This is a genomic window from Desulfoluna spongiiphila (assembly GCF_900101345.1).
GTDB lineage: Bacteria > Desulfobacterota > Desulfobacteria > Desulfobacterales > Desulfolunaceae > Desulfoluna > Desulfoluna spongiiphila.
Map to the genome: position 1 here is coordinate 74,292 of NZ_FMUX01000014.1, position 16,706 is coordinate 90,997.

Here is a 16,706-nt window from a genome sequence, read left to right on the forward strand (position 1 = left end):
GCATTCGCGTGAAGGATGACATTCGGCAACCGTCTCGGCAGGAGACACCCATGTCATTCTTCTAAAAACATGATGTAACTATTCAGCTTATGCCTCCGGCGTCCCTGTGGGGGGCTAAGCTTTTAAAAAGTTTGACAAATAGGTCATAAAAAACCGTCTGAACCAATGACGATTTATAAGCGGATGTGATTTGACCCGAGGCACGAGGGGCAAAACGCATTCGCAACCTGCTTTCAAGGTGGCACACCTTGCCGCCGGAGGCAGCTTTTACGTTTACGCGTTTCCTTTATACAAAAGGAACCGTGGGTAGTAGAGATCCCAGTGGATGGAGGCGCATCGCAGGCCGAAGGCCAGGGCCAGGCCGTAGTAGCGGTTAAAGGGGTGGTCGGGTGCCAGGTGGAGGAGGACGCAGAAAAGGGACGCACCGAGGAGGGCGGGGGTGGCGTAGAACTCCCGGCCCAGGAGCAGGGGCATCTTGCCGGTGAGGATGTCGCGGATCATGCCCCCTGCGATGCCGGTGGTCAGGCCCATGAGGACGGCCACCGGGTAGGAGAAGCCCAGCGAGAGGGCCTTTTCCGCGGCGGTGATGGTAAACAGGCACATGCCGAAGGAGTCGGCATAGAGAAAGAGGGTGTAGGTGTTGTTGACAAAGCGGATAAAGAAAAAGGCGATGAGGGCGGCGGCCACGGAGACCCAGAGGTAGGTCTCGTCCCCGATCCAGAAGATGGGGTTGGCGTCCATGAGGATGTCCCGGATGGTCCCGCCGCCGAGGGCTGTCACCACCCCCAACAGGATGATGCTGAAAAGATCCATGTCTTTTTTGCCTGCGGCCACCACTCCCGTGACGGAGAAAGCAGCGATGCCCATCATGCCGATAAGATAGATGATCATGAGTCCATACCTTAATGGGAGACTTTTCCCCGTGTTTTTTTCAGGTCGCCGCGTTGGGTCTTGGCCTTGAGGCGTCTTTCCCGGGCATTTTTCGAGGGCCGGGTGGGGCGCCTTTTTTTCGGCGCCTTGGTCACGCTTTGGATCAGGCTGATGAGTCGCTCCAGGGCGGCCTGCCGGTTCATCTCCCGGCTGCGGTGCTCCCGGGACTTGATGATCACGATGCCCTCGTCGGTGATGCGATGGTCGGTGATGGCCAGGAGCCGCTCCTTGTAGACCTCCGGCAGGGAGGACGCCCGGATGTCGAACCGCAGGTGAATGGCCGTGGCCGAGGTGTTGACGTGCTGGCCACCGGGGCCCGATGCCTTGACTGCGGAGATCTCCACCTCGTCGTCGCCAAGGGAGAGCTGCTGTGAGATTATGATTGGCAAAACATAGACTCCTGTTTATTCTTTTGCGCCGTGGTACCACGCCGCGATGGCTGCAGCCGCCTCGCTCGAATCGATGTTGGGTACGGTAAACAGGGGCGGGGCGTCCACGGCCTTGTAAACCTTGTCGTAGTAGTCCACCATCACCTCTTTGAGAAATCCGCGGTAGTCTCCCGCGTCGATGGCTGCACACCACCTCTCCACCGTCTCTTTTCCCACCCGCCGCGTGAGAAAGCGTACCGCCTCCTTGACCATCTCTTCCACCTCTTTGCCACCCTTGCCGAAATACTCTTTTTCCAGTCGGGCCAGCCGGGTCTCAAGGGGGCAGGTGAGGCCGATGTGCGTCTCCTTTGCAAGGGCCTTGCAGATGGACGGGGGCAGGTTGAACCGGCCGATTTTTTTGCTCTCCATCTCGGTGAGGAAGGGGGGCAGGCTGCCGTCGGCGTTTCGGTGCTGCAGGAGGTTGACGTAGAGGTTGGTCTCAAAGTCCCGCTGGCTCTTGGCCAGGGATTCCCCCATGAGGTTGAAGCGGATTTCGCCAAAGACCGAGGCGGCGTGGCCTGCCGCGGCCTCCAGGTGGAGGGCGGGCAGGTCCCGGTTGTTCGCCTGGATGTACTCCAGCAGCTCGGATTTTCCGCAGCCGGTCTGGCCGGAGAGGGGGTAGAGGGTGATCTCCTGTTCGTAGAGCATGGTGTGCACCTCTTTTCGGAAGGCCTTCTGGCCCCCGTTGAGGCGTACGGCGTCGATGCCGTTTTTGTTGAGCATGCTGGTGGTGTAGCGGCTTCGTCCCCCGCCGCGCCAGCAGTAGAGAATCACCGGGCCGCCCTGGGCCAGCTTCCGGACCTTTTCGAGGTAGGCCTCCTCTTTCTGTTTGGCCAGGTACCAGGCATAGGAGAGGGCCAGGTCCTTGTCGTGGCGCTTGTAGATGAGCCCAACCTGATGGCGTTCCGTGTTGGTGAGGATGGGGATGTTCACGGCAAAGGGGAGGCGCTCCCGTTCAAACTCCGCCTCGGATCGCACGTCGATGAGGGTGTACGGCCCTTTTTTCCCATGGGCGAAATCGGTGAGGATCTCCGTAAATCCGTCCTGGGGCATCACCCGTTCAATGGCGGCGATGTCCTTGAAGTGAACGTGGGGAAGATCCAAGGGGAGCACCTGCTTGAGCAGTGCGTCGAGCTCCTCCTTCTGGTCGTGGTTGTCGGTGTCGCTATGGGTCATGGGGGGTATCCCTTTTGTCTTCGGTTGTATGGGTGACGGATGTCACCGCAAAACGAATCAAGGGGTGGGTGACGTTGCGATGGCTTCCTTATGTTTTTTTGTGCCCGCTTCTTATCAGAAAGAGGCCGGGGGATGCCACCTGAAAAAAAACGGCCTCCCCAGATGCCGGGGTCAGAGGGTCTGCCGCACCTCGTCCCAGAAGGCCAGGGCATGTTCCGGCAGGGTGGTGACGGGACGCCCCGTTGCCAGGGCGCTGTGGTAGACCTTGGCGATTTTTTCCAGGAATTCTGCGTTTCTCAGGGCCTGTTTAAGGGTCCCCCCTAAGTTTAAGGCGCCGTGGTTCTGCATGATAAAGCAGGCGCACCCGTTGGTGACGGCATTGCCCACCTGGGCGGCTAGGGCGTCGGTACCGCTGATGGCGTAAGGGATCACCGCCACCTGGTTGCCGATGTGCATGGTGATCTCGTCAAAGAGGGGCGGGATGGGGGTGTTGAGTACCGAGAAGATGCTGGCGTGGAACTGGTGGGTATGGGCCACGGCACCTACGTCGGGGCGCTTTTCATAGATGGCGGCGTGCATGCCCGCTTCGATGGAGGGCTTCAGATCTCCTTCAATCCGGTTGAGGTCGAAGTCCAGAAGGCAGATGTCCTCGGCGGAGAGCTCGTTGTAGGGCACCGACGAGGGGGTGACGGCAAAACGGTTCTCGCCGGGGACCCGTGCGGAGACGTTGCCCCCTGAGCTGAGATGGGCGCCGAAGTAGTCGTTTTTCGAAAGCCAGAGGGCGGAATCCAGAACCTTCTGCCTGATGTCGAGGGTCGAGTCCATTTTATGGTGATGCTCCTTGGCGCCACCCCGACGATGCCGGGATACGCTTGTGTTTATCTGGGGCGCAGTATGCGGCGTGAAACACATCAGCTTATGCCTCCGGCGGCCCTGCCGGGGGCTAAACTTTTGCCTGATTAATAAAAAACGTGTTTAACAAACAGGCCTAAAAAAACTGCTTGAATGCATTTCGCTTTAAAGGCGGATGTGCTTTGACCGGCGAGGGCCGGGGGGCAAAGCGCATCCGCAACCTGCTTTCAAGGTGGCATACCTTGCCGCCGGAGGCTGTTTTTTTGTGCTGAATCGTTGCAAAACATTTTAGTATAGGCCCCTGGCATGGCACCGTAAAGAAGATTGTTGTGCGGGCTTGTCTCTGCAGGCGGAATACGGTAAAAGTGGGGAATTTCTTTAAAATATCGATTTTATCGCAATAGGGCGGTCATCGTATCGCCCGGGGAGTGTCGTTATGTTCGGATGGTGCGGTACCGTGCTTCGTGTGGACCTGACCCATGGGACCCTGGAAAAAAAAGAGCTGGACCCCGGGGTGGCCAAGGCGTTTCTGGGCGGCCGCGGGCTCAACGCAAAGACCCTGTTTGACGAGGTGGGACCCGGCGTGGACCCTCTGGGGCCGGAAAACCTCCTCTGCTTTGCCACGGGGACCCTTACGGCAACGACCATGGGGCTCTCCAGCCGTCTCCACGTCAGCACCCTTTCACCCTACAGCGGGATCATGGGGGACGGCAACGTCGGAGGCTCCATGGCCAACGTCATGAAGCGTGCCGGGTACGACCAGATCGTGGTGAAGGGCGCTTCCGAGGCCCCTGTCTATATGCTCATCGAAGACGAAAAGGTCTCCCTCCATGACGCAGGGGATCTCTGGGGCCTGGACACCTGGGCCACCACCGACATGCTGGTGGAACGCCACGGCAAGGGCGTGTGCGTGGCCTGCATCGGCCAGGCCGGAGAGAACCTGGTGCGTCTGGCCTCCACCATGGTGGACAAGTACGCCTCGGCCTCCCGGGGCAGCGGGGCGGTCTGGGGATCCAAAAACCTGAAAGCCATTGTGCTGAGAGGCACCGGGCGCCCTGAGCTTTTCGACCGGGCCGGTTTTCTGGCCCTGTCCAAGGAAGACAAGCGGTTCATGGCAGAAGACCGGGTGCAAAAAGAGGTGGCATCCGTCTACGGCTCCCACTACGGCATCACCCACTGGTACCCCGGGTACCGGAACTTTGAAAAGGAGCTTCCCCCCGAGGAGGTACCGGCCCAGATTCGGCACGACGCGTGGAAAGAGTACGAGATAGACCGCGTGGGTTGCCAGAGTTGCCACATCAAGTGCAAAAATATCTATAAAATTCCCAAGGGAGAGCGAAAAGGGGAGGTGGGGGAAGGTCTGGAATACGAGGCCGTCTACTGCCTCGGCACCAACTGCGGGGTGGAAGACCCTGTTGCCATCATGGAGATGGAGAATCTCTGCGACGCCTACGGGGTGGACGTCATCGCCATCGGCAACACCATCGCCCTGGCCAAGGACCTCTACAACCGGGGCATCATCGACGACCAGGTCACCTGCGGCCTGGATCTCTCCTGGGAGAACGCAGAAGACCAGGTGGAGCTGGTCCATAAGACCGTCATGAGGGAAGGTTTCGGTAACCTCATCGCCGAAGGTATGTACTCTCTGGCCAAGATCATCGGAAACGGGGCCATGGATTACTGCTACCACACCAAAGGTCTGGGACGCGGGGTCTATCCCGCAGGCCTGTTTACCCTGGCCCACGCCATTGCCACCCGCGGAGCGGATCACCTGCGCGGCCGAAGCTGGTCCTGTGGGGAGAACTCCGATGAAGACGTGCTCAAGGACCTCATGGCCAAAGGGATCATCACCGACGATCCCGTACACTCCATGATCCACGGGGAGCGGGTGACGACCCTTGCCGATACCATCGGCCGCTGCAAAGGGGCCGTCAACACCTGGACCTGCGCCTTGCCCCTCATCTGGAAAGGGTCCCTTTTTGACGGATTGGCCGACATGCTCACCAAGGCCACGGGCATCCCCTACACCGGTACCATGGTGGAGGAGGTCTCCGACCGCATCGGGGCCGTGGAACGGGCCTTTAACGCCCGCCAGGGCATCACCATCAACGATGACATGCTGCCCCAGCGCCCCGATTTCAAACAGACCCCCGAAGGGGCCAAGGAGCGGGAAGCCCACATGGCCCTGGTCCGGTCCTGGTACGAAGAGAACGGCTACGCCCCGGAAACCGGGCTGCCCACGGCCGAGACCTGCCGTCGCCTGGGCATTGGCGACGTGGCTGATACCCTGGCCGGTGAGGGTCCCTACAGCACCTGGGACGGCCCCCTCTTGATGGACCTGGACGCATACCCCAAGGGTGGAAAGCGGGTTTAGAGAGCGCGACGGGCGATCTGGAACACCTGATTAAAAGAAGCCTTCTATGGTTAAAGTTGGGTAGAAAAAGTTTGCCTCCGGCGGCGAGGTGAGCCATCTTGAAAGCTGGTTGCGGATGTGACCCAGGCTGGACGGAATCTGTTTAAAAAAAACTGTTTATTAAACTTTTTAAAAGTTTAGCCCCCGGCAGGGCCGCCGGAGGCATCGCTTTTGTGCCTTGTATTTTTGCGCCGCCCTTTACAGCAGCCGTTTGTCGTCGGGGATGTCGCAGGTGGTGTTGGCGTTGCATTGGGAGCATCCGCCACTGCACCCGCTCTTTTTCCCGGTGAAGGTGTGGTAGAGGGACCGCACAAAAAAGAAAAAAGCGGCGGCCACCACCAGGATGACGATGAGTGTGTCGAGCATGGAATCGACCTCTTATTTATGAGGTGTTGCGATACATGGGCGGATAAGCCCGGGGGCGGGGGCCGCCCCTTTGCACCCCCTGCGGGTGCACCAGAAAGATAGGGCGTGCGCGGGGGGGTGTCAATGCAAAAAGTTAGGCTCACCGAAAAGTATTTTGTAAAAAAAGAAGAGTTCCTGATTGTCCAGGTAGGTTGTTTTTATGTTTAACAGACTGAAATAATATCTTTATCTACGCCTCTGTCTTCGTGACGAGGTATCGTTGAAGGTCTGAAATCGTTGAAAAAAAGAGTTGCATGGGGTGAGACGGTGTGCTATCAACCCCATAAAAACTTTGGCTTGCCAAAAAGAAGGCTTCCCGAAGGACACCGTGAGGCCATCGTTCCCCGAAGGCACCTCCCCGCAGACAAGATGCGGCAGGCAAGCAGGTCGGGGGCGCCTGTTCCGGCAGTTGGATCAGGCAGCGGCGGCGTGGGGCATGATGTCCCGTTTTATCTTTTCTTAACGGCAGTGTGATGCTGGCATGAGTGAGGCAACAATGGCAGAAATGATGAGTTTGCGTAAGATGAAGGTGGATCAGAAAGGCGTGATCCGCATGGTGACCGGAGACGGAGAACTGGGCCGCAGGATTCGGGACATGGGTATCGTTCCCAACACCGAGTTCATGGTGGTGGGCAAGGCCCCCTTAAAAGACCCCGTGGCCATCCGCTTGAGGGATTTTACCCTCACCCTTCGAAACAGCGAAGCGGACTTTATTTTCGTGGATGCCCTGGAAGGGTAGCTCCGGTGGTCCGGCAAAGGCGGCCCCTTGACTTAATAAGGCCGGCCTGGACCCATGCATTGACATCTTACACAGGTAAATAGAACTGATCATGGATAAGCACTTGACGCTGGCTCTGGCCGGCAACCCGAACTCCGGGAAGACCACCATGTACAACTCCCTCACCGGCGCACGGCAGAGGGTTGGAAACTATCCGGGAATCACCGTGGAGCACCGCGAAGGCGATGCCCGCCACAACGGCCACGAACTCACCATCGTGGACCTTCCAGGAACCTATTCCCTGACCGCCTATACCCCCGAGGAGCTCGTGGCCCGGGACTATATCGTGGAGCGTCGCCCCCACGCCGTGGTGAACATCCTCGATGCCACCAGCCTGGAACGAAACCTCTACTTAAGCCTTCAGTTCATGGAACTCGGGGTTCCGGTTGTTTTGGCCCTGAACATGATGGACGCGGTGAGGAAGCAGGGCAAGGAGATCGACACGGCCCTGTTGTCCAAGCGCCTCGGCCTTCCCGTGGTGGAGACCGTTGCCCGCACCGGAGACGGCAAACATGAGCTCATGGAAGAGGCCGTCCGGTTTGCCGGTGAAAAGCAGGGTGCATGGGCGCCCCTTTCTATCTCCTATGGCCCGGATCTGGACCCGGTCATCGACGAGATGGTGGCCGTGGTGGAGAAGGCCGCTTTCCTGGCCGACCGCGCCCCGGCCCGCTGGGTGGCCATCAAGTATCTGGAGAACGACGAACAGGTGATCAAGATGGGCGAGAGAAAGGATGCGGAAACCGCAGGTATTCTCACCCAGATGGCCGATTCCGTGGCCCGGCACTGCCGCTCCACCCTGAAGATCAGCCCCGAGTCCCTTATCGCCGACTACCGGTACGGGTACATCGCAGCCCTGATGAAAGAGGGCGTGGTCCGCGCGGTGCGTCCCCAGGCTCGCCTGCAGTTCTCCGATCAGCTGGACAAGGTTTTGACCCAGCAGTTCATGGGGCCGGCCATCATGATCGGCATCCTGTACACCATTTTTTATGCCACCTTCACCCTGGGCGAGATTCCCATGGGCTGGGTGGAGGCCTTTTTTGCCTGGTTCTCGAATGTGGCCACGGCAGTCCTTCCCGAAGGCATGCTCCAGTCCCTTGTGGTGGACGGCATCATCGGCGGTGTGGGCGGAGTCCTTGGCTTTGTGCCCCTTATCATGGTCATGTTCATGATGATCGCCTTCCTTGAAGACTCCGGCTACATGGCCCGCATGGCCTACATGATGGACCGCGTCATGAGAGCCTTCGGCCTTCACGGTTCGTCCGTCATGCCCTTTATCGTCTCCGGCGGCATTGCCGGCGGCTGCGCCGTGCCCGGCGTCATGGCCACCCGGACCCTGAGGAGCCCCAAAGAGAAGCTCGCCACCGTGCTGACCGCTCCCTTCATGAGCTGCGGCGCCAAGGTGCCGGTGATTATTCTGATCGCCGCCGCTTTCTTCGAAAACTCCGCATCCGTGATGTTCTGGACGGTCCTCGGCGGATGGGCCGCAGCCCTTGTGGTGGCAAAACTCCTGCGATCCACCGTGATCAAGGGTGAGTCCACCCCCTTTGTCATGGAACTGCCCCCCTACCGCATGCCCACCCTTAAAGGGCTTCTTATCCACACCTGGGAGCGGGCCTGGTCCTACATCAAAAAGGCAGGGACCGTGATCCTCGGGATTTCCATCCTCATCTGGGCCATGATGACCTTTCCCGGCCTGCCCGAAAACGAGGTGGCACAGTACGAGGCCCAGCGCACGACGGCGGAGTCCACCCTGAGCGCCACCGCCCTTGAAGAGCGCCTCTCCGAGATCGACAACGTCGAATCCCAGCATGCCCTCAAGCACTCCGTTGCAGGCCGGATCGGCACCGGCATGGAGTCTGTCACCCAGCTCGCCGGGTTTGACTGGCGGACCAACATCGCCCTTGTGGGCGGCTTTGCCGCCAAGGAGGTCATCGTCTCCACCCTGGGCACCGCCTACTCCCTGGGCGAAGTAGACGCCGAAGAGTCCGAAGGGCTCTCCACGCGCCTGGCCGCCGACCCCACCTGGAGTGTGGCAACGGCCGTGGCCCTCCTTGTCTTTGTGATGCTCTACGCCCCCTGCTTTGTCACCGTGGTGGTCATCGCACGGGAGACCTCCTGGAAATGGGCCACCTTCAGCGTGGTTTTCAACACAGGTTTTGCCTTTGTGCTCTCGGTCATTGCCTACCAGTTCACCCGGGCCATCATGGGCGGATAAACCAGGGGCTGAGCCCTGGCGAATGCTTCGAACCCTCGTTCCTCGGGCTCCTCACATTCGCTGACGGGCTACGCCCGTGAATACCGGTCTGAGAAGCCTCACCCTAATTGACAGAATAAGAATGCCGTTGCGATTTGCCTTTACGGGTGACGCGTAACGGCATTTTTTTTTGCTGGGCGCTCTCATGCCCACACCCTTAAGGGGGGTGTGAAAGATGCCTCCGGCAGCCCTTCCGTGGGGCAACCTTTTGAAACGGTGGATAAACAGGTTTTGGAAATAGGTTCGGTTTAATCTGAATCAATGGCGACTGTGTTTTTCCCTGAGGAACGAAGGGGAAAGCGCAATTCGCAACCTGCTTTCGAGGTGGCACACCTCGCCGCCGGAGGCTGTTTTTTTCGGTGATTTTAACCATAGAAGGCAACGCTTGAAAAGGTGCCCTCTCGCCTGTAAAATGCCCCCATGAACATGAAACTCTTTGATACCCATGCCCACCTTCAGGACCCCCGTATGGCGGACACCATGGACGCCATGATGGACCGAGCCCGCAAGATCGGGGTGACCCGGATTCTTTCCTGCGGTACCCGGGAAGAGGACTGGGGGGCGCTCACGGCCCTAGCCGGGCGTCATCCCGAGATTCTTCCTGCCTACGGTGTTCACCCCTGGTTCATCGAGACCCTTTCCCCGGACTGGGTGAACGCCCTGGGTCAACGGTTGACGGAAAGTCAGGCCGCCGTGGGAGAGATCGGCCTTGATTTTGTGGTGGAAGGCCTTGACCGGGGCAAGCAGGAGGCGGTCTTCCTGGCCCAGCTCAGGCTGGCCCGATCCCTGAAACGGCCGGTTTCCATCCACTGCCGGAAGGCCTGGGGCCGCATGGTGGAGCTCTTGAAGCAGGAGGGCGGACTGCCCCACGGCGGCGCCATCCACTCCTTCTCCGGATCCGTGGAGATGGTCAGGGAGTTTGAACGCCTCGGCGTTTTTTTCTCTTTTTCCGGTTCCATCACCCGCCCCAACAACCTCAAAGCCAAAAAAGCCGCTGCCGCAGCCTCCCCGGATCGCCTCCTCATTGAAACCGACAGCCCCGATATCCTTCCGGAAAATGCCCCCGGCCCTTTGAATGAACCGGCCCATGTGATACAAGTCGTGACCACCCTGGCAACCGTACGCAAGACCACCCCTGAAAAGGTGGCCGACATAACGTGGAATAACGCGGTGGGGTTGTTTGGTTCGGGAGATTAGGGAAAGGGCAAAAAGACAGCCGCCGACGGCAAGGTGTGCCGCCTTGAAAGCTGGTTGCGGATGTGTTTTGCCCCTTGCTTGTCGCTCCGTAGCCCATTGACGTGGGGCGAATGGGGCCACATAGACACGGGCGTAGGTGGATTCATCGGGTCACATCACATCCGCTTTTAATGTAAAATTCATTCAAAAAGATTTTTTAAAACCTGTTTGTTAAACTTTTTAAAAGTTTAGCCCTCGGCAGGGCCGCCGGAGGCTGCTTTTTTATTATAAGAAGGCGATACAAAAGACATGACGACATCAAAGCGCCATGCGCGTACTGAGCAGCTCCTCGGGGAAGAGGGGCTGGAGACGTTGAAGGGAGCCCACGTGACGATATGCGGGCTGGGGGCTGTGGGCTCTTTTGCGGCGGAGGCCCTGGCACGGGCTGGGGTAGGGCACCTTTCCCTGGTGGATTACGACGTGGTGAGCGAGAGCAATATCAACCGTCAGCTCTACGCCCTCACCTCCACCGTGGGCCAGAAAAAATCGGCTGTGGCCGAGGCGAGAATCAAGGACATCAACCCCGAGTGCAAGGTCACCATCTTTGATTGCTTCATCGACGAAGAGACCACCGAGGCCATCCTCGATCGGCCTATGGACGTGGTGGTGGACGCCATCGACAGCCTCTCCTCAAAGGTCCATCTGATTTTAAATGCCAAAGAGCGCGGCATCCCCACGGTATCCAGCATGGGCGCTGCCGGAAAAATAGACGCCAACGCCATCACTTGTGGCGATCTCTCCGAGACCCAGGTCTGCGGCCTGGCCAAAAGCGTCCGGCGCAGGCTCCACAGGAAGGGGCTCTATGAGGGCGTCCGCTGTGTCTATTCCACCGAACCCTCCCGCAAAAATCCCTCCACGACAGGAGAAGAACCCTCCGACGACGGCTTCCGCGTTGCCCCCGTTCTTGGCAGCATTTCGTATCTGACGGCCATCTTCGGTCTTAAGGCTGCGGGGGAGGCCATTGGGATTATTCTTAAAAAAGAGCATGGAGAAGGGCATTGATCATCTGTCTTCAATGGTCAATATGGGGTGGGAAATACGCCTTCGGCGGCGCGGTGGGGGCACCTTGAAACCCTGTGGCAAATGCATGGAAGGGGGGATGGCGCGACCCTTATCGGGGCATTGGCGTGATGGGTGACAGGGTGCAACCGTCTTCGCAAGGAAGACGGGTTTCACCTTTCGGTGTCGTTGTTTCTGGCAAGGTGCCGAAAAATGACTGGGCTGTCGTATTCTTACGAAAAAAGCCCTCAGTCGATCTGTCAGGATCGGCTGGGGGCTTTTGTCATATGGGCGCTACAGGAAAGGGTCAAACTACAGATAAATGCCGCTGTGATTTAACCCGAGGGGCGAGGGGTAAAGCGCTGCGGCAACCCGCTTTCAAGGTGGCACACATTGCCGCCGGAGGCCTCGCTTTTTGTCTGTTTTATTTTTGCACCGACCCTAAGGCAAAGCCCCGGGCAGAGGCTTTGCCGCGTGCTTACAATTTTTCCAGGAACCTCACCAGGTGACGGTGGAATGTTTCGGTCTGGTTGAGGTAGGTGGGGTGGCCGCCTTCGGGGAGGATCACCACCTCGCTGTCTGCCAGGACGCTGTCCAGGATGTGGGCGTTTTCCACGGGGACGATGGGGTCGTTGTCGCCCCAGATGATGAGGAAGGGCAGGGAGGTGCCCTTGAGGGCTCCGGCATTTTCGGGGATGCCCAAAGGTGCCGGGGCCACCACGGCGGTGAAGTCCGAGGGGTGTTCGGAGATGACGGGCAGGGCGTATTCACCGCTGAAGGAGGGGGCCACGATGATGGGGGCGGTGGCGCCCAAGGCCTCGATGATCAGAGGGAGGACCTGCTCTTTTTCGATGTCGGCAGCCGGGGACTCGCCGTAGCCGGGGAGGTCCACGGCGATGGCGTCAAAGCCTTTGTCGGCGAGCAGATCAAGGGTACCCAGCTCTTCCCAGTTGAGGGATGAGAAACGCATTCCGTGAAGGAAGATAACGCTCTGTTTGTTCCCTTCGCCGCTTCTGCGAAGAAAGATATCGGTTTCCTGAATACGAATGGTCTGATGGTTGGGCATGGATCACATCTCCTCATGGTTCTGATTTTTAAAAAAGTCGGTGTGCCTGTGAGGCGGTTGCACTGATGATGACTCCTTAGCTGATATATCAGATATCAGAAAGTTGTGAAAGCAGACATTTTTTCCGGGGGGCGGCTGGCCGTGGCGTCGCAAGCCCCGAAGGCATAAAGGGGGGACGCTCGGAACTCTCTTTTTTAATGGAATATGTGGCGTCTGTCATCTCCGGTGTTCTCATCAAGGCATCATCTGATGGTTAAGGAAACCATGAAACCGGCGAAAAACCAAGGACAAAAAGCGAGGCCGGTTGCATCCTTTTTTGGGGGGGGGATATAGATGGCTAAGGGCGAAAGGGCTTTGTTGCCGGAGGTTTTTTCCTGTTTGGCCCAGATACGGTATGTTTTTTGTAACTATTTGGCTTAAAAAACAGCTTTCTATGGGTGGAGTGCGAAAAAAAGCCTCCGGCGGCCAGGGGATGATCTTCTGGACCCCAGGATACAAATCATTTCACCCCTCGTTCCTCGGGGTGAAATGATTTGCGAAGGCTTCTGCAAAACCCAGGTAAAACCTTTTTGTTAAACTTTACAAAAGTTTAGCCCCCGGCGGGGCCGCCGGAGGCATAAGCTGAATAGTGACTATTTTTTAACCCCAAGACGAGAAATTGGCGGTCGTATGGATGGGTACAGGGTTCCGGTGGGACGACACCGGGTGGAAGAGAAGATCGGGGGGAGCCTGTTTATCGCCACGGCCGACAGGGTCTCGTCCGCGGAGGAGGCCAAGGCCTTTGTGGAGGCGATGAAGCGGGAGTTCCGTGACGCCACCCATAACTGCCACGCCTTTGTGGCCGGCCCCCCGGGGGCGTCGGCCTCGGGCATGGGGGATGACGGCGAGCCCCGGGGCACGGCCGGGCCGCCCATGCATCAGGTGTTGACCCATTGCGGCATCGGTGAGATCGCCGTGGTGGTGACCCGGTATTTCGGGGGCACCAAACTGGGCACGGGCGGCCTTGTACGGGCTTACGGCGGCATGGTCAAGCGGTGCCTGGAGGCCTTGCCGTCCCGCTTTTTCGCCACCTCCGAGCCCCTGGCCCTGACCGTGGCTTACGGGGATCTGGCCGCGATGAAGCACGAGGTGGCGGCCCACGACGGGGAGGTGCTCTCAGAGGTGTTTACCGAGGTGGTGGGGCTTTCGGTGAGACTTCCCGAGGCGTTAAAAGACGCGTTTCTGGATCGTGTGTCGCGCATGGCAACGGTGATGGAGGGGTAGATGGCGGTGGATGATTACATTCGGGGCATGACCGGTCACCCTGCGTTTTCGCAGCAGGTTGCCGCCCACAAGGTGATCCCGGGACGCGAGGCCTCCCTCGGGGAGCTGGACCCGCCGTTGCCCGCCGCCCTTGAAACCGCGGTGAAGGGGCTGGGAGTGGACCGGTTGTACAGCCATCAGGTGGAAGCCATCCAGGCGATCCGGCGGGGTGAGCACACCGTGGTGGCAACCCCCACGGCCAGCGGCAAGAGCCTGATCTATAACCTTCCGGTGATGGAGGCGGTGCTGGAGGAGCCCGGTACCCACGCCCTTTATCTCTTTCCTTTAAAGGCCCTGGCCCAGGACCAGCTCAGGGCCCTTGAGCGACTCACCGGTGCGGTGTTTGCGGCGGACCCGGTGACGGCGGCCATCTATGACGGGGACACCCCGCCCCACGCACGCAAGAAGATCCGCACCCGACCGCCCCACATCCTCATGACCAACCCGGAGATGCTGCATCTCTCCATCCTTCCCTACCATGCTTCCTGGGCAACATTCCTGCGGGGGCTCCGCTTTGTGGTGGTGGATGAGGTCCATACCTTAAAAGGGGTGATGGGTTCCCACATGGCCTGGGTGTTCCGGCGTCTTAAGCGGATTTGCCGGTACTACGGCTCGGACCCGTGTTTTGTGTTCTCCTCGGCCACCATCGGCAACCCGGCGGAGCACGCTTCCCGGCTGGCCGACGTGGAGGTGTCGGCCATTACGCGCAGCGGGTCCCCTGCCTCCACCAAGCACTTCATCCTTCTGAACACCCCGGAAGGAGCCTCCCAGGCGGCCATCAAGCTGATCCATTCGGCCATGCACCGGGAGCTTCGCACCATTGTTTACTGCCAGTCCCGGAAGATGACAGAGCTCATTGCCATGTGGGCGGCCTCCAAAAAGGCGGCCTTCGGGGAGAAGATCACGGCCTACCGGTCCGGGTTTCTACCGGAGGAGCGCCGGGAGATCGAGCGGAAGATGGCCGACGGGGAGCTCCTGACAGTGGTCTCCACCAGTGCCCTGGAGCTGGGCATCGACATCGGCGGCCTGGACCTCTGCATCCTTGTTGGTTATCCGGGAAGCATCATGGCCACCTGGCAGCGGGCCGGGCGCGTGGGGCGGAGCGGTCGCGACTCCCTGGTGGTGCTCATCGCCCAGGAGGACGCCCTGGACCAGTACATGATGACCCATCCGGACCTGTTCTTCTCCATGGATCCGGAAAAGGCGGTGGTGAACCCGGCCAACGAGGTGCTCATGGCCAAGCACCTGGACTGTGCTGCCGCCGAGCTTCCCCTGCGGCGCGGCGAACCGCTGTGCTGCCAGGAGGCCGTTGCCGACAAGCTTTCCCGCATGGAGGCCTACGGCTCGATCCTTGCCAGCGCGGACGGGGAGCTTCTTTTTTCTCACCGGAAGTTTCCCCAGCGGTCGGTAGCCCTGCGGGGCACGGGGGATACCTTTGATATTGTCGAGGCGGAGAGCCGGGAGCTCATCGGCAGCGTGGACGGCCATCGGGCCGTGAGGGAGACCTATCCCGGGGCGGTGTATATCCACCGGGGGGATTCCTACGTGGTGACGGAGCTGGACCTGGACAAGCGCACGGCCGTAGCCGCAAAGCAGCGCGTTCACTATTTCACCCGCATCCGTAGCCACAAGGCTACGGAGATCCTTGAGGTGAGCCACCGCAAGCCCATGGGCAATGCGTGGGTGGGGGTGGGCAAGCTTAAAGTCACCGAGACCATCACCGGCTACGAAAAACGGCTGGTCAAGGGGCAGCGTCTCCTTACGGTGATTCCCTTGGACCTGCCCCCCCAGGTGTTCGAGACCGAGGGACTCTGGCTGGAGGTTCCCGAGGCGGTGCGGGTGGCCATGGAGAAAGAGCAGCGCCATTTCATGGGGGGGATCCATGCCGTGGAGCATGCCGCCATCGGGATTCTGCCCCTGTTTGCCATGGCGGACAGAAACGACATCGGGGGGATCTCCATTCCCCATCATCCTCAGCTTGGAAAAGGCGCGGTCTTTATCTACGACGGCTTCCCCGGGGGCATCGGGATCTGCAGCGGGGTGTTCGGCCAGGCCGAGGCCCTCTTCGACAGGACCCTGTCGGTGATCCGGGACTGCCCCTGTGAGACCGGCTGCCCGGCGTGTGTCCACTCCCCCAAATGCGGATCCGGGAACCGGCCCATCGACAAGGAGGCCTCCCGGGTGCTCCTTGAAAAACTGAAAACACCCCTGGACGAGGTCCTTCTCGCCGGAGAGCCTGTCCCTCGGTTTCCTGTGACCCAGAAGGAGAGGGGGGATGAGAAACCCCCGGCGCCGGGGCGGTTTGCCGTGTTGGATGTGGAAACCAGACGGTCGGCCGAAGAGGTTGGCGGCTGGGGGCGCGCCCGGTTCATGGGGGTGAGCGTTGCCGTGCTCTACGATTCCAAAACCGATGCCTTCACCACCTGGACCGAGGACCGGATCCCCGAGATGGCCCGGCTCTTAAAGGAGATGGACCTGGTGGTGGGGTTCAACATCCGGCGGTTTGACTACGAGGTTCTCTCCGGGGTGTGCGGTGTCGATTTTTACAGCTTTCCCACCCTGGACATGCTTGAGGAGGTGCACAAGCGGCTCGGTTATCGCCTCTCCCTGGACCATCTCTCCTGCCACACCCTGGGGGCTGAAAAGAGCGCCGACGGCCTGGCTGCCCTTGCCTGGTGGAAGGAGGGGCGCATGGACCTCATCGCATCCTACTGCGAAAAAGACGTGGCCCTGACTCGCGATCTCTACCTTTATGGTCGCGACAAGGGGTACCTCCTCTTTCAGAACAAATCGCGTACCCTGGTGCGCCTTCCCGTGGTCTGGTAAGGCAATCGTCGGAAATGCAAACAAATTGACGCCGCCGCGTG

General features: G+C 59.6%; 13 protein-coding genes. 7 read left to right on the forward strand and 6 right to left on the reverse strand.

Translation table 11 applies throughout. The features are described from left to right. Positions 1-273 precede the first annotated feature (273 nt). From BLQ12_RS17650 to BLQ12_RS17665, 4 genes are all read right to left on the reverse strand, one after another. Positions 274-891 (reverse strand): trimeric intracellular cation channel family protein, encoded by a 618-nt coding sequence (locus tag BLQ12_RS17650; RefSeq protein ID WP_092212502.1) that lies wholly within the window; start codon positions 889-891, stop codon positions 274-276. A gap of 11 nt (positions 892-902) precedes the next feature. Next, positions 903-1,319: an alternative ribosome rescue aminoacyl-tRNA hydrolase ArfB gene (gene arfB / locus BLQ12_RS17655; protein ID WP_217640343.1), complete on the reverse strand. Its 417-nt coding sequence runs from the start codon at positions 1,317-1,319 to the stop codon at positions 903-905. 15 nt (positions 1,320-1,334) lie between these two features. Then, positions 1,335-2,534, reverse strand: a complete 1,200-nt coding sequence (gene mnmH / locus BLQ12_RS17660) for a tRNA 2-selenouridine(34) synthase MnmH (RefSeq protein WP_092212504.1) — start codon at positions 2,532-2,534, stop codon at positions 1,335-1,337. Positions 2,535-2,705: 171 nt separating this feature from the next. Beyond that, on the reverse strand, positions 2,706-3,359 hold the full coding sequence (locus tag BLQ12_RS17665; protein ID WP_175469905.1) for a class II aldolase/adducin family protein: 654 nt from the start codon (positions 3,357-3,359) through the stop codon (positions 2,706-2,708). A gap of 463 nt (positions 3,360-3,822) precedes the next feature. Here BLQ12_RS17665 and BLQ12_RS17670 point away from each other — a divergent pair, with 463 nt between their 5' ends. After that, positions 3,823-5,760, forward strand: a complete 1,938-nt coding sequence (locus BLQ12_RS17670) for an aldehyde ferredoxin oxidoreductase family protein (protein WP_092212508.1) — start codon at positions 3,823-3,825, stop codon at positions 5,758-5,760. A 237-nt stretch (positions 5,761-5,997) separates the two neighbouring features. On the opposite strand, the gene BLQ12_RS17675 is transcribed toward BLQ12_RS17670, so the two are convergent. Continuing rightward, positions 5,998-6,165: a FeoB-associated Cys-rich membrane protein gene (locus BLQ12_RS17675; protein WP_092212510.1), complete on the reverse strand. Its 168-nt coding sequence runs from the start codon at positions 6,163-6,165 to the stop codon at positions 5,998-6,000. Between the two features lie 520 nt (positions 6,166-6,685). On the opposite strand from BLQ12_RS17675, the gene BLQ12_RS17680 reads away from it, so the two are divergent. The 4 genes from BLQ12_RS17680 to BLQ12_RS17695 all read left to right on the forward strand — a co-directional run bounded on the left by BLQ12_RS17680 (position 6,686) and on the right by BLQ12_RS17695 (position 11,474). Beyond that, positions 6,686-6,943 carry a FeoA family protein gene (locus tag BLQ12_RS17680; protein WP_226860107.1) on the forward strand — a complete coding sequence of 86 codons (258 nt, stop codon included), beginning with the start codon at positions 6,686-6,688 and terminating at the stop codon, positions 6,941-6,943. Positions 6,944-7,034: 91 nt separating this feature from the next. Then, a complete protein-coding gene (feoB, locus tag BLQ12_RS17685; RefSeq protein ID WP_092212514.1) occupies positions 7,035-9,197 on the forward strand; it encodes a ferrous iron transport protein B in 2,163 nt (720 codons plus the stop codon). A gap of 459 nt (positions 9,198-9,656) precedes the next feature. Further along, positions 9,657-10,433, forward strand: a complete 777-nt coding sequence (locus tag BLQ12_RS17690) for a TatD family hydrolase (RefSeq protein ID WP_092212516.1) — start codon at positions 9,657-9,659, stop codon at positions 10,431-10,433. A gap of 288 nt (positions 10,434-10,721) precedes the next feature. Beyond that, positions 10,722-11,474, forward strand: a complete 753-nt coding sequence (locus BLQ12_RS17695; RefSeq protein ID WP_092212518.1) for a tRNA threonylcarbamoyladenosine dehydratase — start codon at positions 10,722-10,724, stop codon at positions 11,472-11,474. Positions 11,475-11,949: 475 nt separating this feature from the next. Here BLQ12_RS17695 and BLQ12_RS17700 read toward each other — a convergent pair whose 3' ends face one another. After that, a complete protein-coding gene (locus BLQ12_RS17700) occupies positions 11,950-12,537 on the reverse strand; it encodes an alpha/beta fold hydrolase (RefSeq protein ID WP_092212520.1) in 588 nt (195 codons plus the stop codon). A gap of 669 nt (positions 12,538-13,206) precedes the next feature. Between BLQ12_RS17700 and BLQ12_RS17705 the strand changes: the two genes are divergently transcribed. Next, positions 13,207-13,800, forward strand: coding sequence for an IMPACT family protein (locus BLQ12_RS17705; protein ID WP_092212522.1), 594 nt, complete (start codon positions 13,207-13,209; stop codon positions 13,798-13,800). Further along, positions 13,801-16,665 (forward strand): DEAD/DEAH box helicase, encoded by a 2,865-nt coding sequence (locus BLQ12_RS17710; RefSeq protein ID WP_092212524.1) that lies wholly within the window; start codon positions 13,801-13,803, stop codon positions 16,663-16,665. It begins immediately after the preceding gene. The last annotated feature ends 41 nt before the right edge of the window (positions 16,666-16,706 follow it).